We start from the raw sequence: 21395 nt of genomic DNA on the forward strand, positions 1-21395 counted from the left end.
ACGGCCCCTGCCACCGGGCGGGCGCGGCGGCCCGGTGTGAGACTGCTGGACGACGCACCCGACCGTTGGGGGGACCGACGAGGGGAGCCGTGTGGTGACGGCGGACAGCGGTGACGGCCTCCTGGAGGGATTCCTCGCCGACTCGGACAACGCGCGGCTCGACCTGTCCACCACGGTGGCCCGCTGCTCCAAGGCGCTCGGGCTCCAGCACTGCGTGGTCTACCTGGCCGACCTCCAGCAGCACGAACTGGTGCCGCTGACCGACGTCGTCCCGGCCCTGCCCATCGACGACTCGGCGGCCGGATGGGCCTACCGCACCCAGTCGCTGCGGGTGACGGACTCGGACTCCGGGGGCCTGACGGCCTGGCTGCCGCTGCTGGACGGCGCCGAGCGGCTGGGCGTCCTCGCCGTGCACTGCCCCGAGCTGACCCCGCTCTCGCTGCGGCGCGGCAGGGCGCTCGCGACCCTGATGGGCATGCTGGTGACGTCCAGGCGGGCCTACAAGGACTCCTTCGTCCGGCGTACGCGCACGGAACCGATGCGGCTGCCCGCGGAGATGCTGCGGGCGTTTCTGCCGCCCCGCACGATCGGCACCGCGCACGCCGTGTCGACGGCCGTGCTGGAGCCCGCCTACGAGCTGGGCGGCGACGCCTTCGACCACGCGCTGACCGAGACGACGCTGCACGCCTCGGTCCTGGACGCCATGGGCCACGACCTGCCCGCCGGGCTCACCAGCGCGGTGGCGCTGGCCGCGTGCCGTAACGCCCGCCGCACCGGCGCGGACCTGCCGGAGCTGGTGCAGAACGTCGACACCGCGCTGTCGACATGGCTGCCGGACCAGTTCTGCACCGGCATCCTCGCCCAGCTGGACCTGGAGAGCGGCATGCTGCGCTGGAGCAACTGCGGGCATCCCACTCCGCTGCTCATCCGCGACCAGCGGCTCCTCGTCGACGCCCTGGCGCGCGAGCCCGATCCGCCGATGGGCCTGCCGTCCCTGCTCACCGACCGGGGCCGGCAGTGCCACGAGATCGCGCTGGAGCCGGGCGACCGGGTGCTGATGTACACCGACGGGGTCACCGAGTCCCGTACGCACGACGGCGAGGAGCTGGGCCTGACCCGGTTCGCGGACTTCGTCATCCGCGCCACCGCCGCCGGTGAGCTCGCCCCGGAGATCCTGCGCCGGCTGATCCACACGCTGCTGGACGCACAGCCCAACAGGCTGCGGGACGACGCCACGATCCTGCTCCTGGAGTGGTGGCCCCCGACCCACTGAGCCGCTCAGCCGCTCCGGGATCAGGCGCCGGTCAGCGCCGTCGGCGCCTCGTCCGTCTCCCTCAGGGAGGCCGACAGGGCGCGGGCCTCGTGTTCGGTCATGCGGGGGGTGTCGTACGGCACGGCGTTGACCCAACGCTGCGTCAGCCGGGCGATGCGCTCGCCGTACCGCTGCGCGGTGATCAGGTCGCCGCGCGAGCCGGCGTGCTCGGGCCCTTGGTCGGCGTGGCTCTGGCTCATCAGGCCCAGCCATGAGCCGAGCCGGTTCACATCGTCGCGGGAGCCGCCGCTCCAGTTGTTGCCCGGCATGTCACCCACGCCGACCCACTGCATGCCCAACTGCGCGGCGAAGACGGCCAGTTGTTCCAGGACCGCGAGCTTGTCGCCGCTCTGCGAGGCGGACATGGTGAACCCTCCGGCCAGTTTGTCCTTCCATGCCTGTGTCACGAACGGGGTGAACGCCGCTTCCATGAACGCCTTGAACACCGCCGACACGCTGCCCATCAGGGTCGGGCAGCCGAGGACGATCGCGTCGGAGCGTTCCAGGAGCGCCAGCGTCTCCGCGTCGTGCCAGCGGCCCGCGACGACGTCCTGCGCCCGGATCTCCACGAGGTGCACCCGCGCGCCCGGCACGAGCCGTGCTCCGTCGGCGAGTTGCTCGGCCAGGACGCGGGTGTGGCCGTGCACCGAGTGGTACACCACCGTCACCGTGACCGTCGGCTCGTCCTGCTCACGGGCAACGTCATTGACTGTCATGTCTCTTCGCGCTTTCGGTAGTCGGGGCGTTCCTGTTCGCCCGTTCATCACATCCCGCGGACGGCACGGCATCAACGCCGGTCTTCGGCACACAACGATCGGTCGCACCGATCGATCGCGTTAGCCTGGTGCCGTGGACAGGATGGAACTGGAAGCATTCGTCGCGGTCGCGGAAGAACTCCACTTCGGCCGCGCCGCCGCGCGTCTGCACCGGGGGCAGCCCACCGTCAGCGACGCGGTCCGACGGCTGGAGAACGCTCTGGGCGGGCGGCTGTTCCACCGCACCAGCCGCCGGGTCTCCCTGACCGGCCTCGGTGAGGCGCTGCTGCCCGACGCGCACGCGGCGCTGGCCCAGCTGCGCCGCTTCCAGCAGCGCGGACGCTCCCTCGCCGCCGGTGACCGGACCGGCGCCACCCTCGTCGTCGCCCACGCCGAATACACCGGCCACCAGCTGCTGTTGCGCTGTCTGCCGGAACTGCGCGGCCTCTTTCCCGATGTGACGATCGTGCCGGAGGCCATGCCGACCACAGCCCAGCTCACCGCCCTGCGGGCGGAGACGATCGGGCTGGGCATCGGCTGGGCGACCGACGGCGTCACCGGCGTGACGGCGAGGGTGCTGTCCACCGAGAGGTTCATGGCGCTCGTGCCCGCGGCCCACCCCCTCGCCGACCGCCCCGAGCTGAGCGCGGCCGAGCTGTCCACCACCGGGCTGCTCACCTGGCCCCACCAGATCAACAGCGGTCTCTGCGACCGCCTGCTGTCCGCCTTCCACATCGGCGGGGCCGATCTGCGCATCATCAGGACCGCCGACAGCGTGCACGCCATCGCCGCGCATGTCGCCGCGGGGACGGGCATCGGCATCACCGTGGAGTCGGCCCTCGACCACCGGCCGCCCGGTCTGCGCGTCATCCCCCTCACCGGCCCGTCGACCACCGTCGACCAGGTCGTCCTCACCCCCGCCGAGCCGTCGCACACCGCCACGGCACTGCGCGACCTGCTGCTCCAGGCCGCCGCAGGGTCCCCCTGAGCGCCCCCCGTCAAAGGTTGTCCAGCCGCGTCGGCGGCAGATACTCGCGCACGTACGTCCGCTCCCAGCAGGCCCCCGTCTCCCGCAGCTCCCGCCAGGTCGTGTACCGGTAGCGGAAGAGCCGGGCCCGTACGAACCGCGGCGGGGTGTCCGGCGGGAAGGGTGAGCGGCGCAGCAGCTTCAGGGTGTCGCGGTCGTTCTCCAGCAGCCGCTCCACCAGCGCCCCGAACCACGCCCCGGCGTAGGCGGGGGACAGCGCGGCGAACCACATCAGCCAGTCCAGCCGCAGATGGTAGGGGGCGAACTGCCGCGGCCAGCGCCGGGGATCACCGGGTTTGCCCTTGAACTCGTACTCCCGCCAGTCGGACGCGGCGCGCGGGGTGTCGTCCAGCGTGCCCTCGACCACCACCTCGTAGCGGACCCGGCTGACGCTGCCGAACGCGCCGTAGGTGTTGACCAGGTGCAGTGGATCGAAGGAGCGGTTCATGACCTGTCGCCGGGAGATCATGTTCACCACCGGGTGGTAGCTGAGGAAGACAAGCAGGGCGGCGACGGCGAGCACGACCACCTCGTACCAGAGCGGGGCGTCCGGCACGGACGGCGGATCGGCGGGGAACTCGATCGCCGACAGGGCCAGCACGATGGTGATCCAGTTCAGCCAGGAGAAGTTGCCGGACAGCACCAGCCACAGCTGGGTGACGACCATCAGCGCGGCCGCGGCGGAGGCGATCGGCTGGGGCGTGAACAGCAGGACGGGCACGCCGAGTTGCGTGACATGGTTGGCGGCGACCTCGACCCGGTGCAGGGGTCGCGGCAGATGGTGGAAGAACCAGCTCAGCGGGCCCGGCATCGGCTGCGTCTCGTGGTGGTGGTCGAGGCAGGTGAGGCTGCGCCAGCAGGCGTCGCCGCGCATCTTGATCAGCCCCGCGCCGAACTCCACCCGGAACAGGATCCAGCGCAGCAGGAACAGCACCACGATCGGCGGCGCGACCTCGTCGTTGCCGAGGAACACCGCGAGGAAGCCGACCTCCAGGAGCAGCGACTCCCAGCCGAACGAGTACCAGGTCTGGCCGACGTTGACGATGGACAGGTACAGCACCCACGGCACCACCCACAGCAGCATCGCGCCCCACAGCGGCAGCAGCGAGTCGACCCCCGCGGCCAGCCCCGCGGACACCGCGCAGCCCGTCCAGGCGCAGGCCGCGAAGAAGCGGTCGGAGTAGTGGAGTTGGAACAGGCTGGGCGCCTGCCGGAACGGCGCCCGGGCGACGAAGCGCGGCACCGGCAGCATGCCCCGCTCGCCCATCAGCGCACGGAACTGCAGGGCGGCCGTCAGAAAGGCCACGAGGTACACGGCGGCCAGGGCCCGCTGGAAGACCAGCCGGCTCAGCCAGTAGTCGGGTGCGGTGAACCAGTCCACGGCCGTCGCTCCTCTCCCTCCATTGTCCCGCCGGTCACTCTGTGTGTCGCCTTGTTCCGTTTGCGTAACCCAAGTGAGTGAAGCAAACAATAGGGAGGTATTGCCCGAAACCAGGCGGGAGAACGTGGTGCGGTCACCCATCCGAACCCTCGTCGCCGCAGTCGCCCTCACGACGGCACTGCTCGCCACCGGCTGCGCCGTCGAACTCGCGCAGTCGGCCGGGGCGGGCGAGGAGGTCCTCCTCCAGCCCGTCGCGGCCCAGGGGCCCGACCCCTTCACCGGCTCCACGGACGCCTCCGGCGCAGGACCGGACACACGGGCGTCCCGGCCCGCCGAGCCGCCGTCCCGGCCGCGCTCCGTCTCCGGAGCCACCCCCGGCCTGTACGGCGGCATGGAGCGGGCCGGCAGCTGTGACGTGCCCCGGCAGATCGAGTACCTCACCGCCGACCCGGCCAGGGCGCGTGCCTTCGCCGACGTCGAGGGCATCACCCCGCAGGCCGTGCCCGGCTATCTGCGCGGCCTGACGCCGGTCGTGCTGCGCGCCGACACGCAGGTCACCAACCACGGCTACCGCGACGGCCGGGCCACCGCCTTCCCGTCCGTGCTGCAGTCCGGCACGGCCGTCCTCGTCGACACCCGGGGCGTGCCGCGGGTGCGCTGCGCCTGCGGCAACCCGCTGCTGCCGCCCACCGCGACGGACCGCGCCCCGGCGACGAAGGGCAGCGCCTGGTCCGGCTACCGGCCCTCCCAGGTGGTCGTGGTGACTCCGGCACCCGAGGTGATCACCCACATCACGATCATCGACGTCGTCGACCACACCTGGATCGAGCGCCGCTGCGGCCACGACACCCGGCACGACCGCCCCGTACGCCCGCCCGCCTGGGCGACGACCCGGCCCCCGACGCCGAGCGAGCTGGAGAGCGCGAGCAGGAGCCCCCGTCCCAGCACGCCGGCCCCGGCCACGCCGAGCACGTCCAGCCCGGGGACGCATGACGAGTTCGCGCCCCCGGACGCCTCCGAGCCCGGCCGGCCGCTGCCGCCGTCGCCGCCGTCCGGCTGCGTGACCCCGACGGTCACCGTCACCCCCGGCAGCACCGGCCTCGCGACCGTGCCGCCCACGCCCGGGGACTGCCCGGCGGCCACGCTGACCGCCACACCGCCGAGCCTCCCGAGCCTGCCGAATCCGCCGAGCCGTCCGAGCTCGCCCGGCACGCAGACGGCCCCGCGCACCCCGTCGGAGGACGTCGGCCCCGAGACCGTCCCGGACTCCCCCGACCTTCCCGACAGCGGCGGCCTGATCCCGGACGACGTCCCGGACGACACGGCCGGCACCCGCAGCGGCACCGCCGAGAGCATCTTCGGCAGCCCCACCGACGTCTTCGCCGGGTGAGCCGTGCGCCCGCCACGGGCCCTCCCGGCCGTACGCCCGCGAAAGGGGCCGCCCGGCCGGGCGGCCCCGGTCGAAGAATCGGTCGAACACTGGCAAGGTGGGCCCATGGCTGACCGGGGAGCGAGCGCGCTGTCACTCCCGGACGACTGGCCCGCCCACGCGGACTCGGCGCTCGCGCTGAACCGTATGGGCACCTTCGACTGGGACCTGGGCACCGGCCTGATGACGATGGACGCCCGGGCCCACGAGGTGTTCGACGTGCTGCCCGAGGAGTACGACGACCACCCCGAGACCCTCGGCCTGCGGGTGCCGCCCGGCGAGGCGCGCCGGCTGGACGCGATGGTGTCGCAGGCGCTCAAGGACGGCAGCGAGAACTACGGCGCCTACTTCCGGGTCCGCTGCCGCGACGGCACCCTGCGCTGGACCCACACCCAGGGCTACATCCGCCGGGACGAGACCGGACGGCCGCGGCGCATCATCGGCATCGTCCGCGACGCCACCCCGGAACTCGCCGAGAGCGAGGCGCACAGCCGCCGTCTGATGGGCGACGACGTCCGTCTCGACCAGAGCAGCGTGATCCAGATGGCCACGGCCGCCCTCGCCCACGCGCGGACCGTCCAGGACGTCATCGACGTCATCAAGGACACCCACGGGCTGACCCACCTCGGCGCGACCAGCCTGGTCATGGGCCTGGTGGAGGCGGGCCGCATCCGGCTGATCGCCGAGGGGCCGACGGGCAGCTTCGTGCCCGGCACCGACGTCACCGGCATCGACGAGCCGTACCCGATGAGCGAGGTCGTGCGCACCCTCAGCCCCCGGTTCATCGAGTCCCCGGAGGAGTTCGCGGCGGGCTATCCCATCCTGTGGCCGCACATCACCGACCTGAAGATCACCGCGGCCGCGTATCTGCCGCTGATCGTCCAGGCCCGGCCGATCGGCGCGATGGGCCTGCTCTACAACGACCGCCAGGGCTTCAGCGCCGAGGAGCGCAACATCCTCGTCGCCCTCGGCAGCAGCATCGCCCAGAGCCTGCAACGGGCCATGTTCTACGAGCAGGAGAAGGACATCGCCCAGGGCCTCCAGCAGGCCATGCTGCCGCGCACCATCCCCAGCGTGCGCGGCGCCGACGTCGCCGTCCGCTACCGTGCCGCGACCATCGGCGGCTCCCAGGGCCGTGACATCGGCGGCGACTGGTACGACCTGATCCCGCTGCCCGGCGGGCGGGTCGGCGCGGTCATCGGCGACGTCCAGGGCCATGACACGCACGCGGCCGCCGTCATGGGCCAGCTGCGGATCGTGCTGCGCGCGTACGCCGCCGAGGGCCACACCCCGGCGACCGTGATGGCCCGCGCCTCCGTCTTCCTGCACGAACTCGACACCGACCGCTTCGCGACCTGTCTGTACGCCGAGGCCGACCTGGCCACCGGAGTGGTGCAGGTGGTGCGCGCGGGGCACATCGACCCGCTCGTGCGGCAGACCGACGGCACCTGCCGCCGGGTCACCGTCGCGGGAGGGCTGCCGCTCGGCCTGTCCGCGGAGTTCGGCAGCCTGGAGTACCCGGTGTCCACGATCGAGCTGGACCCGGGCCATACCCTGCTGCTGTGCACGGACGGCCTGGTCGAGCAGCCCGGCGCCGACCTCGACGACGGCATGCGCACCCTCACCTCGCTCATCGCCTCGGGCCCCGAGGACGTAAAGCGTCTGGCGGACATGCTCATCGACCTCGCCGAGGAACGCGGCGGCGACGACGACGTGGCCCTGCTCCTGCTGCACCGCCGCGGCATGGACGCGCCCCAGACGGGCGGCCGGCTCCAGCAGCATGTGGCCTCCGGCGATCCGGAGGCCCTGCGCGAGGCCCGCCGGATGGTCCGTACCGCCGTGCGCGCCTGGGGCGCCCGCGACCGTGCGGAGGAGATCGTGCTCGTCGCAGACGAGATGATCACCAACGCCCTGATGCACACCGAGGGCGCCTCGATCGTGACCCTGCGGTCCCTGGCGGGCGGCCGGCGGCTGCGGGTGGAGGTCGAGGACTCCTCCAGCGCCCTGCCGCGCCGCCGCGAGGCGGGCGACTCGGGCGTCTCGGGCCGCGGCCTGCTGCTGGTGGACCTGCTCACCGACGACTGGGGCGTGGAGGCGCGCGGCGGCGGCAAGTGCGTGTGGTGCGAGTTCGAGGTGGCGCAGGGGACATGAGGTCGCGCGGCCCCGATGGCACTCTGGGCGACATGAGGTCGCTCGGCCCCGATGGCACCCTGGGCGACATGAGGTCGCTCGGCCCCGATGGCACCCTGGATGTATGCCGGAACTCCCCGAGGTCGAAGCGCTGAAGGACTTCCTGACCGAGAACCTGGTCGGCCACGAGATCGTCCGGGTGCTGCCGGTCGCCATCAGCGTCCTGAAGACGTACGACCCACCGCTCAGCGCCCTGGAGGGCCGCGAGGTCGGCGCCGTGCACCGGTACGGCAAGTTCCTCGACCTCGCCACGGACGGCGGACCGCATCTGGTCACCCACCTGGCACGCGCGGGCTGGCTGCACTGGAAGGACCGCCTGCCCGACGGCCCGCCCCGCCCCGGCAAGGGCCCCCTCGCCCTGCGGGTCGCCCTGGAGACGGGCGCGGGCTTCGACCTGACCGAGGCCGGGACGCAGAAGCGGCTCGCGGTGTACGTCGTCGACGACCCGGGGCAGGTGGAGGGCATCTCGCGGCTCGGCCCCGACCCGCTCGCCGACGACTTCGACGAGGCCCGCTTCGCCGCGCTGCTCGCGGATGAGCGACGGCAGCTCAAGGGCGCCCTGCGCGACCAGAGCCTGATCGCCGGTGTCGGCAATGCCTACAGCGACGAGATCCTGCACGCCGCGAAGATGTCCCCGTTCAAGCTGGCCGCGTCCCTCACCCCCGAGGAGACCTCCCGCCTCTACGACGCCCTGCGCACCACCCTCACCGAGGCGGTCGAGCGCTCCCGGGGCCTGGCCGCGGGCCGCCTGAAGGCCGAGAAGAAGAGCGGCCTGCGCGTCCACGGCCGCACCGGCGAACCCTGCCCGGTCTGCGGCGACACCATCCGCGAGGTCTCCTTCAGCGACTCGTCGCTCCAGTACTGCCCGACCTGCCAGACGGGCGGCAAACCGCTCGCCGACCGCAGGCTGTCGCGGCTGCTCAAGTAGCCGCTCCCCGTACGTGCTCGGCCAACCGGTCCATGGCGCGGCCCAGTTCGCGCCGGGTGCCGAACGGGACGATCGCCGCCCTGCCCGGTACGCGTACGCCGCCGGTCAGGGCGACGCGGGTGCCGCCGCCGGGTGCGGGGGCGGTGGCCATGCCGATGACGAGGAAGCGGCTCTGCAGCCAGCACCAGCCGGGCCGCACCACGCCGTGCAGCCGGGCGCGCATGCCGTAGCGGCTGCGGGCGAGGGCCTCGACGCGCTCGCCGTCGCGGCGTACGACGGTCAGGTGCCGCATGTCCGGCTGGAACCGCCCGAACGCGCCCTCCAGGTCGCCCATCACGGCCCACACCTCGGCCGGTGCGGCGGGCAGGACGCGCTCGGCGACCCGGGCGCCGGGGAGGGCGGCGGCCATGATGTGCAGCCTGCGCACGTCGTCCAGGCCGGAGGTGGGCCACACGGGTTCGGCGGTCATGCGGACCACGCCCTTCTGAAGCTCGCCCGGGCGCGGTGCAGCCGGGATTTGACGGTGCCCGTGGGGACGTCCAGCAGGGCCGCGGCGGCCTGTTCGTCCAGTCCCTCGATGTCGCGCAGGACCAGCACGGCCCGGTGTTCGGGTGCCAGCCGGGCCAGGACGTCGCGGATGTCGGCGCCTAGCTGCGGATCGCCGCGCTCGGGCAGCTCGGTGAGCTCGGCGGGCCGGTCCCGGGCGTCGCGCCGGGCGATCCGTACCGCCTCGCGTACGGCGATGGCCCGCACCCAGCCGTAGAGCGCCTCGGGCTCCCGCAGCGAGCGCAGGGAGCGGAACACCACGACCAGCGCCTCCTGGGTGGCGTCGGGGCCGCCACAGAGCGCGATGGGCGTGCAGATCCGGGCGACGTACGGGGTCAGCAGGCCGAGCAGGTCCTGCATGGCCAGGGTGTCGCCCCGGCGCGCGGCGCGGGCGAGCGCGATGCCCTCGGCATGCGCCCGCGCCTCGCTCGGCGTGCTCTCCGTCACCGGGCGAGTCTCCCAGGGACGCCTGCGCGGTCGGTGGCCGGGAGGGCCGCGCGGGCGGCGGCGAGGCCGAAGACCAGGCACACCGGCGTGTAGAGCAGCAGGTTCAGCCGGTGGAAGACGGGGCCCGCGTCGTCGCCCAGGCCCAGCGCCCAGGCGATGCCGGCCGTCCCGCGGATCAGCAGCCCGGCGGCGACGGCGAGGGTGACGAGCCGCAGCAGCCGCCGGGTCCGCCGGCCGCCGCGTCCCCTGGCCCGGCCGAGGACGGCCGCGGCGGAGGTGAACAGCAGCGCGGCCAGCGGCAGCACCACCGGTGCGGTGAAGGGGACTTCGGTGCCGAGGACGGCGAGCGAGAGGGCGCGGTCGTCGGCCGCGGGCCAGGTCGCGCCGGTGGCCCAGTACACGTGCGCCAGGCCGTCCAGGGCCAGCAGCGCGGCCACGGCCTGGCCCGCGCGGCGCCGGGTGATGTGCTCCATGGTGGGTTCCTCCTCGGGTGCGGACATGCCGACAGTCCGAGGAGGAGGCGGGAGGACGGAAGGTTCCTGTGAAGGGCGTCACACGGTTGCTTCCCCGGGCACGGGGGCCTCCGGCGGCAGCAGCCCCGTCTCCCGCAGCTCCCGCCACAGGTCGGCAGGGACAGGGGCCGCGAACTGGTGGGCGCAGTCGACGACTTCATGGGCCGAGCGGGCGCCGACCAGGACCGCGGCGACGGCCGGGTGGGCCGCGCAGAAGGCCAGGGCGGCGGCGCGCAGTGTGGTGCCGTGGCGGGCGGCGACGGCCTTCAGCCGCAGGGCGCGGTGCAGCAACTCGGGCAGCGCGGTGGCGTAGTTGTAGGTCGCCCCCGGTCTCGGGTCGGCCAGCAGACCGGAGTTGAACGCGCCGCCGATGACGACGGACGTGCCGCGGTCCAGCGCGGCGGGCAGCAGCTCGATCAGGGCCTGCTGGTCGAGCAGGGTGTAGCGCCCCGCGCACAGCACCACGTCGACGTCCGTGTCGCGGACGAACCGGGTGAGCATCTCCGCTTGGTTCATGCCCGCCCCGATGGCGCCGACCACGCCCTCCGCGCGGAGCTTCTCCAGCGCCGGATAGCCCTCCCGGAAGGCCTCCTCCGCGTGGTCGTCGGGGTCGTGCAGATAGACGATGTCGACGTGGTCGAGGCCGAGCCGCTCCAGGCTGCCCTCCAGGGTGCGCCGTACGCCGTCCTCGCTGAAGTCCCAGACACGGCGGTGCGTGGCGGGGACGGCGAAGCCCTGCGCGAGGTCGTCGCCGCCCCGGTCGGACGGCTCCAGGCGCCGGCCGACCTTGGTGGAGATCGCGTACTGCGCCCGGGGACGCTCGCGCAGGGCCGCGCCCAGGCGGCGCTCGGACAGGCCGAGGCCGTAGTGCGGCGCGGTGTCGAAGTAGCGGACACCGCGCTGCCAGGCGGCGGCCACCGCCTCGTGCGCCTGTGTCTCGGTGACCTCCGTGAAGAGGTTGCCGATGGCGCTGCCGCCGAAGGCCAGCTCGCTGACCCTGACGGCGCTGCGGCCCAGCCGGTTCACCGGGTCACCGGCCGGGTGGTGTGCGGGTGCGGATGGTCGAGGTACCTGGTCACGGAGGGCCTTTCGGTCCGGGGCATCGGCGACCGCATGCCTATCAGGCCGATCAGGCCCGGCAAAAGGTTCGGATACCGCCAAATCCCGGACCGTGCTCAGCTCCTGCGCAGCCGCAGGGTGACCAGCTCGAACGGCCGCAGCCGTACGGCGATCCGCCCGCCGTCGCTCCGTGGCGCGGGTACCTCGGTCAGCGGGCGCTCCAGCAGGTCGGTGACCTGCACCTCCGCGAACTCGAACCCGGGCGTCAGGGTGGCGCGGCAGCGGCCGCCGTGGGCCTCGTGGAAGCGGACGACCACGTCACCGCTGCCGTCGTCGGCGAGCTTCACCGCGGTGACGACGACCGCGTCCTGGTCGACCGTGACCAGCGGGGCCACCTCCCGCGCGCCGGTCAGGTGCCGCTCGGGCAGGTTCACCCGCCAGCCCTCGCGGACCGCGTCGGCGATGTCCGCGCCCGGCACGAGGGCGTGCCGGAAGCGGTGGACGCCCTGGTCGGTCTCGGGGTCGGGGAAGCGCGGGGCGCGCAGCAGGGACACCCGGACCGTGGTCGTCGTACCGAGGTCGCCGTCGGAGCGGACCGTGCGGGTCACGTCGTGGCCGTACGTCGAGTCGTTGACGACCGCCACGCCCCAGCCGGGTTCCGCGACATGGACGAAGCGGTGGTTGCAGGCCTCGAACTTGGCGGCCTCCCATGAGGTGTTGGTGTGGGTGGGCCGGTGGAAGTGCCCGAACTGCGTCTCGGACGCGTACCGTTCGGCGTGCACGTCGAGGGGGAACGCCAGCTTGAGGAACTTCTCCGTCTCGTGCCAGTCGACCTCCGTGTCCAGCACCAGCCGCCGCTCCCCCGGCGCCAGCGTCAGCACCTGCGTGACACGCGAGTCGCCGAAGGACCGCACGACCCGGACAGCGCCGGCCTCGGTGGCCGTGATCTCGTCGGTGTCGGTGAGGTCGGTGACCGCGTTGCGGTAGAACTTGTCGACGTCCCAGGCGTCCCACATGTTGGGGAAGTCCGGGTGCAGTTGAAGCAGGCCCGCGGCCCGGCCCGGTGCGATCGTCTCGCGGTCGGCCTCGATGTCGTACGCCGAGACGACCAGCCCCTGTGCGTCGATCTCGACCCGGAGCAGACCGTTGTCGAGGACGAAGCCGCCCCCGACGCGCGGGGCGGGCTCGACCGGCAGTGCGGCGGTGGGGGTTCCGGCTCCGCCCGCGGCGACCCCGTTCCTGCCGTGCGGCGCGGAGTTGAAGGCCAGCTCGCGCGCCCCCTCACCCGCCAGCGCGCGCTGGGCCGCGTCGATGACGCCGTTCAGCTCCTCGGCCAACCGGACATAGGTCCGGCGGGCCTCGCGGTGCACCCAGGCGATGGACGAGCCGGGCAGGATGTCGTGGAACTGGTGCAGCAGGACCGTCTTCCAGATCCGGTCCAACTCCTCGTACGGATACGGGAATCCGGTGCGCACGGCAGCCGTGGCCGCCCACAGTTCGGCCTCCCGCAGCAGGTGTTCGCTGCGCCGGTTGCCCTGCTTGGTCTGGGCCTGGCTGGTGAGGGTGGCGCGGTGCAGTTCGAGGTAGAGCTCGCCGACCCAGACGGGCGGCTCGGGGTACTCGGCCTCGGCCTTGTCGAAGAAGTCCCGCGGGGTCTCCCACACGACGGTCGCCGAGCCTTCGAGGTCCCGCAGCCGGGCCGCCTTGGCGACCATCTCGCGGGTGGTGCCGCCGCCTCCGTCGCCCCAGCCGGTGGGGGCGAGGGAGTGGCGGGCGACGCCCTTGTCCTTGAAGTTGCGGGCCGCGTGGGCGATCTCGCTGCCCTTCATCGAGCAGTTGTAGGTGTCGACGGGCGGGAAGTGGGTGAAGATCCGGGTGCCGTCGATGCCCTCCCAGCGGAAGGTGTGGTGGGGGAACTTGTTCGTCTGCGACCAGGAGATCTTCTGCGTCAGCAGCCGCTTGGCGCCCGCCGCCTTGATGATCTGCGGCAGGCCCGCGGCGAAGCCGAAGGTGTCGGGCAGCCACGCCTCGTCGTTCTCGATGCCGAACTCGTCGAGGAAGAAGCGCTTGCCGTGCACGAACTGGCGGGCCATCGCCTCCGAGCCCGGCATGTTGGTGTCCGACTCCACCCACATGCCGCCGGCCGGCACGAACCGCCCGTCGGTCACCGCCTTTCGCACCCGCGCCCACACCTCGGGCCGGTGCTCCTTCACCCACGCCCACTGCTGCGCCTGCGACATGGCGAAGACGAAGTCGGGCTCGTCCTCCAGCAGGGCCGTCATGTTGGCCGTCGTACGAGCCACCTTGCGGACCGTCTCCCGCAGCGGCCACAGCCATGCCGAGTCGATGTGCGCGTGCCCGACGGCGCTGATGCGGTGCGCGGAGGGCACAGCGGGAGCGGCGAGGGCGGGCCGCAGGTGCGAACGGGCCTGTTCCGCCGTGCCGTTGACGTCCTGGAGGTCGACCGCGTCCAGCGCCCTCTCGACGGCCCGCAGGATCTCGTGCCGGCGCGGGGAGTCCACCGGCAGCTCGGCCATCAGCTCGCCGAGCACCTCCAGGTCGATCACCAGCTGCCACACCGTCTCGTCGAGGACGGCGAGATCCATCCGGGCGAGCGTGTACTGCGGCTCGCTGCCCGCGGTCTCCTTGTCACCGAGCTGCGTCGGCCGGAACGGGTGGTAGTCGAGGATGACGGGGTTGGAGGCGGCCTCGATGTGCAGCCGCACCTCCTCGCCGCCCTCGACGGGCGCGCCGATGCGCACCCACTGGTTGCGCGGGTTGAGGCCCTTCACCGGGGTGCCGTCGGGCCGGTAGACCAGGCCCTCGCACTGGAAGCCGGGCATGTTCTCGTCGAAGCCGAGGTCCAGGATCGCCTCGACGGTCCGCCCGGCCCAGGCCTCGGGCACCGTGCCCGTCACCCGGAACCAGCTGGTGCCCCAGGGAGCACCCCACCGGGAGCCCACCTCGATCGGCGCGGGCTCGGCCGCGAAGCCCTCGGCGACCGGGACCGGCTCGTCGGGGGCGTGCCAGACGGCCACCTCCAGCGGCACGGACTCGGGGTACACGGCGGGACGGATGCGTTCGTCGAGGACACGCCTCAGCCGGGCCTCGACGAGGGTGCGGTCGTCATGCATGTGGGGTGCTCCTACCAGGGACGGGTGACGGTCACGGGGTCCGACGAGGTGTACAGCTCCCCCACCGCGCGCAGTTCGAACCGCGCCGCACGCTCGCCCTGCTCGCGCTGGAGCCCGCCGAGGAAGTAGGCGCGCTGGCAGGTGGCACCGAGGAAGCGGCGGGTGCCGTCGGGGAGCAGGCGGTGCAGGGTGTAGTGGCGCACGCCTCCGGGGGCGGGGTTCCAGGCGAGGCGCAACTCGCCGTCCGAGGCCGCGGTGATGCGGAAGCCGGTGGGGGCGGCCGGGGTCTGGGCGGGTGCGGTGCGGACGGCGATCCCGCCGAGCCGCCAGCGCACGGGGACGGGCCCGGAGCCGGAGCCGGCGGCGGGCGTGAGACGGACGCCTAGGGCCTGAATGGTGTCGGCCCCGGTGAGCCCTGTGAGCTGCACGGTCGTGGTGTGCCAGGTGTTGACCGAGTTCACAGGGAAATATCTGTACGGCGGCGTCGCCCCGGGCGTGCTCGGCTCGGCGGTGGCGACGGCCAACTCGACTTTCACCGCGCCCTCGTCGATCCGGTCGGTCAGCTCGACAACCGCGTGAACTCCGTCAACACCCACCGGCAGCCGTGTCGCATACACATCCAGCACCACCGGCGCGTCCAGTTCACCCGCGAGAAGCACACTGCTCCCGCCACGCCACGCGTCGGCGAAATCGAAGTTCACAGCCGGCCGCACCCCGCTGCCGCCCGACGTGTGCACGGCCCACCGTCGCGACGGCAGCCTGTCCTGGAGGCCGAGGTGGTTCCAGGGCGCGGCCGAGGTCACGCGCCCCTCCTCGTACCACCGCAACCCGTGCCCGGTGTTGAACACGCTCGCGAACGGCACCGACGTCACCGTCGACCGGTCGGCCACCACCACCGCCGGCGCCCGCCACGGGTCCGCCGTGTCCGGCCGCGAGGGGTCCGCGGACCGCCCGGTCCAGAACCGGTCGTCCGCCGCGTGGAAGTCGACCGGCGCGCGCCCGTCCGCCGGCAGGTGGTTGCGCGTCCACTCGGGCCGGTAGAAGCCGAGCGAGACGACGTCCGGCGACTGCGCGGGCACGATCGCGTCCCAGTTCACCGTCGAGTTCCAGCCGTTCGACTCGACGTCGACGCCCGCCCACAGCGCGTACCGGCTGCGTCCCAGCCGCTCGGCGCGCTGCCCGGAGGAGGCGAGCCGCGAGGCCGTCCAGCGGAAGTCGACGAACATGTCGTCGGCGGCCAGGAAGAACGGCTCGTTCTGCGAGGTCAGGCCGCCCTGCCAGCTCACCGTGCCGTTCACCGTCATCGCGTCGTACCAGGTCACCCGCTGCCCACGGGCCGCCGCCAGCGCCCGAAGCTCCCGAAGGAAACCCAGCATGGCCGCCCCCAGCGCCGAGTCGCCGCCGCCGGTCTCGGCGTTCACGAACCATCCGTCGAAGCCGTACGCCGCGGCGACCTCCACCAGCCGCGCGGCCAGCGGATACCGTCCGGCGGCGTCCTTCTGCACCAGGTCGCGGGTCCACCGCAGCTGTCCGCCGTACGCGGCCGGCGGCAGGAAGATGTTGCCGAGGACGCGCACGCCGTGCCGGTGGGCGGCGTCCACGATCGGCGCGTTCGGGGCGAGGATCAGCCCCTCGCCGGACGAGCCGCCCCAGAACACCAGCTCGTCGATGTACGCCCAGTGGGTGAGGGCGTAGTAGTCGGCGGTGGCCGAGCCCTGCGAGGGGTTGCCCGACGTCGGCCCGAAGGACACCAGCGACTGGATGCGGGCCTGCCCGTCGCGGGCGGTGGCGTTCGCGGGGGCCGGTGTGAAGCGCGGGGCGAGCGGGACGGTCGACGCGTTGAAGGCCAGGTCGGTGTCCTCGGCCGCGCGCCAGCTCTTCAGGCTGCGCCAGGTGATGCCGGGGCCGGGCGTGCCGGAGGGCAGGGAGTCCGGGTACCAGTACGAGGCGTACGGCTGGAGGGAGGCGGCGCGGGGCGTGGCTCCCGCGGCCCCGGCGGCCCCGGCGGCCTCCGCGGCCTCGGCGGGATGCGCCTGAAGCGCGGGAAGGGCGGGGACCATCGCGGCGGTCGCTCCGGCGAGGAGCACGGTACGTCTGGTGGGGTTCACGAGCGGGTGCCTCCTGGGAGTCCGGGTGGGGCGGGGAGTACCTGTTCGGGAGTGACGGTCTCGGTGATGCCGCGCGCGGCCAGGTGTTCCTTGTCGTCGGCGCGGGTGTCGAGGACGGTGGTGGGTCGGGCCCCGTCGGCGGTGAGCCGGAAGAAGGCGTCGAAGACGGGTCCGCCGGGCGCGCAGCGCGAGCGGGCGCCCGGGTCGGCGGGCACGACCAGGGCGGTCGTACGGGCTTCGGGCGCGCGAGTCCCCTCGCGCGCGGCCCGGGCGAGGGCGAGGGCCGCCTCCTTGGGCCGCCGGTCATTGGTCAACAGGCCCAGGCCGTACTCGAGTTCGGGGAAGTCGGCGAGGTCTCGCGAGACGTCGTGCGAGCACCACCAGGTGATGCCCCACAGGTCGGGGCAGTCCAGGGCGTTCGCCACGGTGGCCGCGGTGAAGTCCGCCGCGTGCTCGGGCGGGATGAGCGGCGCGGGGGCGCCGACCTCCTGGAGCCAGACGGGCCGGTGCGGGTCGTCGGCCCAGGCCTTGGCGAGCTCGATCAGATACGCGGCGTGGTGCTCGGTGGGGACGGACGTACGGCCGTGCCGTTGGGCGGTGCCGTTGAAGACCCAGGAGTGCACGGCCGTGACGTCCCCGCGCCGGGCGGCCTGCGCCGGGGTGAAGGGCTGGTCGTCCTGGTACCAGGTCGCGTCGTACTCGGCGTGCAGATGGAGCCGGCCGGGGGCGCCCTCCTCGCAGGCGGCGAGCATCCGCTCCAGCCAGGCGTCGATCTCGTCGGCGCTCGCCCGGTCGGGGTCGGGGTGTGGGTCGGCCGCGAACTGGTTGATCTCGTTGCCGAGGGTCATGCCGAGGAAGTTCGCCCGGCCGGCGAGCGCGGCGGCGAGGGTGCGCAGGTAGGCGGCCTGGCCTTGGATCACCGACGGGTCGGTGAAGAGGTTGCGCCGGTGCCAGGTGCGGGTCCAGGCGGGCAGGAAGTCGAAGCTGCTCAAGTGCCCTTGCAGGCCGTCCACGTTGACGTCCAGACCGCGTTCGCCGGCCGCGTCCACGAGCTGCACCAGCTGCTCGACGGCCCGGCCGCGGATCAGCGAGCGGTTCGGCTGGAAGTACGGCCACAGCGGGAAGACCCTGATGTGGTCCAGGCCGAGGGCGGCGACGGAGTCGAGGTCGGCGCGTACGGAGTCGAGGTCGAAGTCGAGCCAGTGGTGGAACCACCCTTCGCTGGGCGTGTAGTTGACGCCGAAGCGCACGGCAGGAGGCATGCGGTGTCCTTGTGACGTTAAGGAGGCGCGAAAGGCGGCCTCAGCCCTTCACGGCGCCCTCGCCGACCCCGCGGAAGAAGTACCGCTGGAGACAGGCGAAGAGGGCGATCAGCGGGGCCACGGCGATGACCGTGCCCGCGGCGACGAGGCGTTCGTCGTTCGCGAAGGTGCCGTGCAGGTAGTTGAGGCCGATGGTCAGCGTGAACTTGGACGGGTCGCTCAGCACGATCAGCGGCCACAGGAAGTCGTCCCAGGCGCCCATGAAGGCGAAGATCGCGACGACGGCCACGGTCCCCTTGACCGACGGCAGCGCGATCCGCAGGAACCGCTGCCAGACGTTCGCCCCGTCGACGTAGGCCGCCTCCTCGATCTCGTACGGCAGGTTGAGGAAGGCGTTGCGCATCAGCAGCACGTTCATCGCGCCGATGCAGCCGGGCAGCACCACGCCGATCAGGGTGTTGTTCAGGCCCAGCTCCCGCATGGTCGTGAACTGGGCGATGATGATGCCCTCCACGGGCACGAGCATGGCCAGGACGAACGCCAGCGTGGCGGCGCGGCGGCCGCGGTAGCGCAGCCGGGCCAGCGCGTATCCGGCGAGCGCGGAGCCGACGCAGTTGGTGACGACGTTGGCGCCGGCGACCTTCAGGGAGTTCAGGGCGTAGTCCCAGACGGGGATGGTGTCGGCGACCCGTTCGTAGTTGTGGAGCGTCGGATCCGAGGGCACGAAGCTCGGCGGGGAGCTGTAGATGTCCTCGGTCGGGCCCTTCAGGGACGTCGACAGCTGCCAGAGGAACGGCCCGACGGTGAGGGCCAGGACGGCCAGCAACAACACGTACCGCAGCACCAGTTCACCCGTGCGTGCCCCTCTCATGCCGCCTCCTTCCGGTCGGCCCGCAGCACGAGCAGCATCAGGGCGACGGTGACGACGAAGACGACGACGGACAGGGCGGAGGCGTATCCGACGCGGCCGGTCAGGCCGGTGCCGGTGCGCTGGACCAGCATGACGAGGGTGGTGTCCTCGCCCGCCGGGCCGCCGCTGGGGCCGGCCATCAGATACACCTCGGAGAACACCTTGAACGCGGCCACCGACGACAGCGCGCCGACGAGCACCATGGTGGACCGGACGGCGGGCACGGTGACCGTGAGCAAGCGCCGCACGGCACCGGCGCCGTCCACCGCGGCGGCCTCGTGGAGTTCGCGCGGCACGTTCGCCAGGGCCGCGAGGTAGATGATCATGTAGTAGCCGAGGCCCTTCCAGACCGTGACGGCCATGGCGCTGAGCAGCAGCAGCCACTGGTCGCTGAGGAACCCGACCCGGCCGACGCCGACGGCCTCCAACAGTGCGTTGACGAGCCCGCGTTCGTCCAGCAGCCACACCCAGATCAGACCCACGACGACGATCGAGGCGACGACCGGGGTGTAGAAGGCGGACCGGAAGAAGGCGATGCCGGGGATGTTCTGCTGCACCAGCAGGGCCAGCAGCAGCGGCAGGATCACCAGCGCGGGGACGACGCCGAGGACGTAGAGCGTGCTGTTGCGCAGGCCGATCCAGAACATGTCGTCGTGGAGCATCTCGCGGAAGTTGGCGAGGCCGACGAACTGTCCCGGGATCAGGGTGCGCCGGTCCGTGAAGGCGTTCGTCACGGTGGACAGGAACGGGTACAGCACGAACGCGCCGGCGACGAGCAGCCCGGGAGCGGCGAACAGCCAGGGGCTGGTCGGCAGTTGGCGCCGCACCCGGCGTGGCGCCGGAGGCCGCGTCCCGCTCCGCTCCCGAGGTCGCGACCGGGTGACGGTCGAAGAGGCCATGCTCGCTCAGCCCTGCTGCCGCAGAAGCCGGTCGCAGGCCTCGACAGCGTTGTCAAGAGCCGCCTCGGGGCTCTCCTTGCCCTGGAGCGCACGGGCGACGGCGTTGCGCAGCTCGGTCTTCATCTGCTCGCTGAACAGCACCGGCGTGTAATTGACGGCTGTCTTCAGCGACTTGGCGGCGGCGACGCGTACGCGTGTCTCGTCGGTGCCGTCCTCCTTGGTGAAGTACGGGTCGTCGAGCGAGCCGGCGGTGCTGGGGAAGATGGCGACCTGCCGGGCGAACGACATCTGGTGCGCGGCGTCGGTGACGAAGTGCGCGAACTCGACGGCGGCCGGCGTGCGCCTGCTCTGCGCGTTGACCATCACGCCCATCACATACATGTTGGCGTGGCCGGTGCTGGTGATCTGGTCGGTGATGCCGATGTTCTCGTACAGGCCGGGCGCCTGCTTCTTGAAGTTGCCGAGGTCGAGGGCGCTGCCGGGGTTCATGGCGACGGCCTGGGTGAGGAACTTCTTGCCGGACGACTCGGGCGTGGCGGTCAGCGCCTGCGGGTCGAGGGCCTTGGCGTCGTACAACTCCTTGTATTTGGTGAGGAGTTCGACGCCCTTGGGGTCGTTGAAGGCGAAGCCGGTGCCCTCGTCGTTCATCAGCGGGACGCCGTAGCGGCCGAAGTCCTCGATGGTGGGCACGTTGGCGAGGGTGGCGACCTCGCCGTCGCTCTTCCTCGCCAACTGCAGGGCGTCGTCGAAGAGTTCGTCGTACGTCCGCGGCGGCTGCTCGGGGTCGAGGCCGGCCTTCTCGAAGAGGGACTTGTTGTAGAACAGCGGGCCGGTGTTGAGGTACCAGGGGAAGGCGTACGTCCCGGTCATGCCCGGCACCTGGTGCCCGGCCCAGGCGCCCTCCAGGTACTCCTTCCTGTACTTCCCGGCCGCCTTGTCCAGGTCCAGGGCGAGGCCCGCCTTGGCGAGCGGGGCGACGAGGTCCGGGGAGACGTTGACGACGTCGGGCAGGGTGCCGCCGGCCGCGTCGGCGCTGATCTTGTCGGCATAGCCCTCGGCGGGCTGGTCGATCCACTTGACCCGGGTGCCGGGGTGCTTCTTCTCGAACTCCGCGATCAGATCCTCGAAGTACGGCTTGAAGTTGGCCCGGAGATTCCAGGTCTGGAAGGTGATGTCGCCCTCGACCTTGCCGGAGGCGTCACTCGTGCCGCCGTCGTCGCCGGAGCCGCAGGCGCTCAGCGGCAGAAGGGTGCACAGGGCGGCGGCTGCGAAGGTTCTGCGGGAAAGAGGCATGCCGAACGGGTCTCCTTTGTGCCGGAGTTGGCCAACGACGGAGACCTTGCACGCCGCCGCGCAGGGTCGTCAATCCATCGCGCACAGCTAATTTGTTTAGCGCTAATGCGCATTAGGTTGACGAAGCTGAAGCGCATTAGCTGTACTGTCCGGAAACCGCCGCGGGGAATGGGGAGGCAGTGTGCAGGGCAGGCGTTCACCGG

17 protein-coding genes are annotated in these 21395 nt (G+C 72.4%); 5 read left to right on the forward strand and 12 right to left on the reverse strand.

Annotated features, from left to right (window positions below; all coding sequences use genetic code 11):
- The first annotated feature begins 91 nt into the window (after positions 1-91).
- Positions 92-1273 carry a PP2C family protein-serine/threonine phosphatase gene (locus RKD23_RS06010; protein WP_424852681.1) on the forward strand — a complete coding sequence of 394 codons (1182 nt, stop codon included), beginning with the start codon at positions 92-94 and terminating at the stop codon, positions 1271-1273.
- 20 nt (positions 1274-1293) lie between these two features.
- On the opposite strand, the gene RKD23_RS06015 is transcribed toward RKD23_RS06010, so the two are convergent.
- Complete coding sequence (locus RKD23_RS06015) at positions 1294-2028, reverse strand: flavodoxin family protein (RefSeq protein ID WP_424852682.1); 735 nt, start codon at positions 2026-2028, stop codon at positions 1294-1296.
- A gap of 142 nt (positions 2029-2170) precedes the next feature.
- On the opposite strand from RKD23_RS06015, the gene RKD23_RS06020 reads away from it, so the two are divergent.
- A complete protein-coding gene (locus RKD23_RS06020) occupies positions 2171-3055 on the forward strand; it encodes a LysR substrate-binding domain-containing protein (RefSeq protein ID WP_424858173.1) in 885 nt (294 codons plus the stop codon).
- Positions 3056-3065: 10 nt separating this feature from the next.
- On the opposite strand, the gene RKD23_RS06025 is transcribed toward RKD23_RS06020, so the two are convergent.
- Positions 3066-4475, reverse strand: coding sequence for a lipase maturation factor family protein (locus RKD23_RS06025; RefSeq protein ID WP_424852683.1), 1410 nt, complete (start codon positions 4473-4475; stop codon positions 3066-3068).
- A gap of 127 nt (positions 4476-4602) precedes the next feature.
- On the opposite strand from RKD23_RS06025, the gene RKD23_RS06030 reads away from it, so the two are divergent.
- From RKD23_RS06030 to RKD23_RS06040, 3 genes are all read left to right on the forward strand, one after another.
- Positions 4603-5865, forward strand: coding sequence for a DUF6777 domain-containing protein (locus RKD23_RS06030; protein ID WP_424852684.1), 1263 nt, complete (start codon positions 4603-4605; stop codon positions 5863-5865).
- A 105-nt stretch (positions 5866-5970) separates the two neighbouring features.
- Positions 5971-8055, forward strand: a complete 2085-nt coding sequence (locus tag RKD23_RS06035; protein WP_424852685.1) for a SpoIIE family protein phosphatase — start codon at positions 5971-5973, stop codon at positions 8053-8055.
- Positions 8056-8158: 103 nt separating this feature from the next.
- Positions 8159-9022, forward strand: a complete 864-nt coding sequence (locus RKD23_RS06040) for an Fpg/Nei family DNA glycosylase (RefSeq protein WP_424852686.1) — start codon at positions 8159-8161, stop codon at positions 9020-9022.
- Here RKD23_RS06040 and RKD23_RS06045 read toward each other — a convergent pair.
- From RKD23_RS06045 to RKD23_RS06090, 10 genes are all read right to left on the reverse strand, one after another.
- Positions 9015-9491, reverse strand: a complete 477-nt coding sequence (locus RKD23_RS06045) for a hypothetical protein (RefSeq protein ID WP_424852687.1) — start codon at positions 9489-9491, stop codon at positions 9015-9017. The two genes, RKD23_RS06040 and RKD23_RS06045, sit on opposite strands and share 8 nt — an antisense overlap.
- A complete protein-coding gene (locus RKD23_RS06050) occupies positions 9488-10015 on the reverse strand; it encodes an RNA polymerase sigma factor (RefSeq protein ID WP_424852688.1) in 528 nt (175 codons plus the stop codon). The genes RKD23_RS06045 and RKD23_RS06050 overlap by 4 nt, the downstream gene beginning before the upstream one ends.
- Positions 10012-10515, reverse strand: a complete 504-nt coding sequence (locus RKD23_RS06055; protein ID WP_424852689.1) for a DUF3995 domain-containing protein — start codon at positions 10513-10515, stop codon at positions 10012-10014. Before RKD23_RS06055 ends, RKD23_RS06050 begins: the two co-directional genes overlap by 4 nt.
- Positions 10516-10566: 51 nt before the next feature.
- Positions 10567-11553: an aldo/keto reductase gene (locus RKD23_RS06060; RefSeq protein ID WP_424852690.1), complete on the reverse strand. Its 987-nt coding sequence runs from the start codon at positions 11551-11553 to the stop codon at positions 10567-10569.
- A 149-nt stretch (positions 11554-11702) separates the two neighbouring features.
- Positions 11703-14720, reverse strand: coding sequence for an alpha-mannosidase (locus RKD23_RS06065; RefSeq protein ID WP_424852691.1), 3018 nt, complete (start codon positions 14718-14720; stop codon positions 11703-11705).
- Positions 14721-14731: 11 nt separating this feature from the next.
- Positions 14732-16828 (reverse strand): endo-beta-N-acetylglucosaminidase, encoded by a 2097-nt coding sequence (locus RKD23_RS06070; RefSeq protein ID WP_424852692.1) that lies wholly within the window; start codon positions 16826-16828, stop codon positions 14732-14734.
- Positions 16825-18090, reverse strand: a complete 1266-nt coding sequence (locus RKD23_RS06075) for a glycoside hydrolase 5 family protein (protein WP_424852693.1) — start codon at positions 18088-18090, stop codon at positions 16825-16827. Before RKD23_RS06075 ends, RKD23_RS06070 begins: the two co-directional genes overlap by 4 nt.
- A gap of 40 nt (positions 18091-18130) precedes the next feature.
- Positions 18131-18961, reverse strand: a complete 831-nt coding sequence (locus tag RKD23_RS06080) for a carbohydrate ABC transporter permease (protein ID WP_424852694.1) — start codon at positions 18959-18961, stop codon at positions 18131-18133.
- Positions 18958-19899, reverse strand: coding sequence for a carbohydrate ABC transporter permease (locus RKD23_RS06085; protein ID WP_424852695.1), 942 nt, complete (start codon positions 19897-19899; stop codon positions 18958-18960). The genes RKD23_RS06080 and RKD23_RS06085 overlap by 4 nt, the downstream gene beginning before the upstream one ends.
- 6 nt (positions 19900-19905) lie before the next feature.
- Positions 19906-21192 carry an ABC transporter substrate-binding protein gene (locus RKD23_RS06090; protein WP_424852696.1) on the reverse strand — a complete coding sequence of 429 codons (1287 nt, stop codon included), beginning with the start codon at positions 21190-21192 and terminating at the stop codon, positions 19906-19908.
- Between the last annotated feature and the right edge of the window lie 203 nt (positions 21193-21395).

This window comes from Streptomyces sp. SAI-170 (assembly GCF_049739565.1).
Classification (GTDB): Bacteria; Actinomycetota; Actinomycetes; order Streptomycetales; family Streptomycetaceae; genus Streptomyces.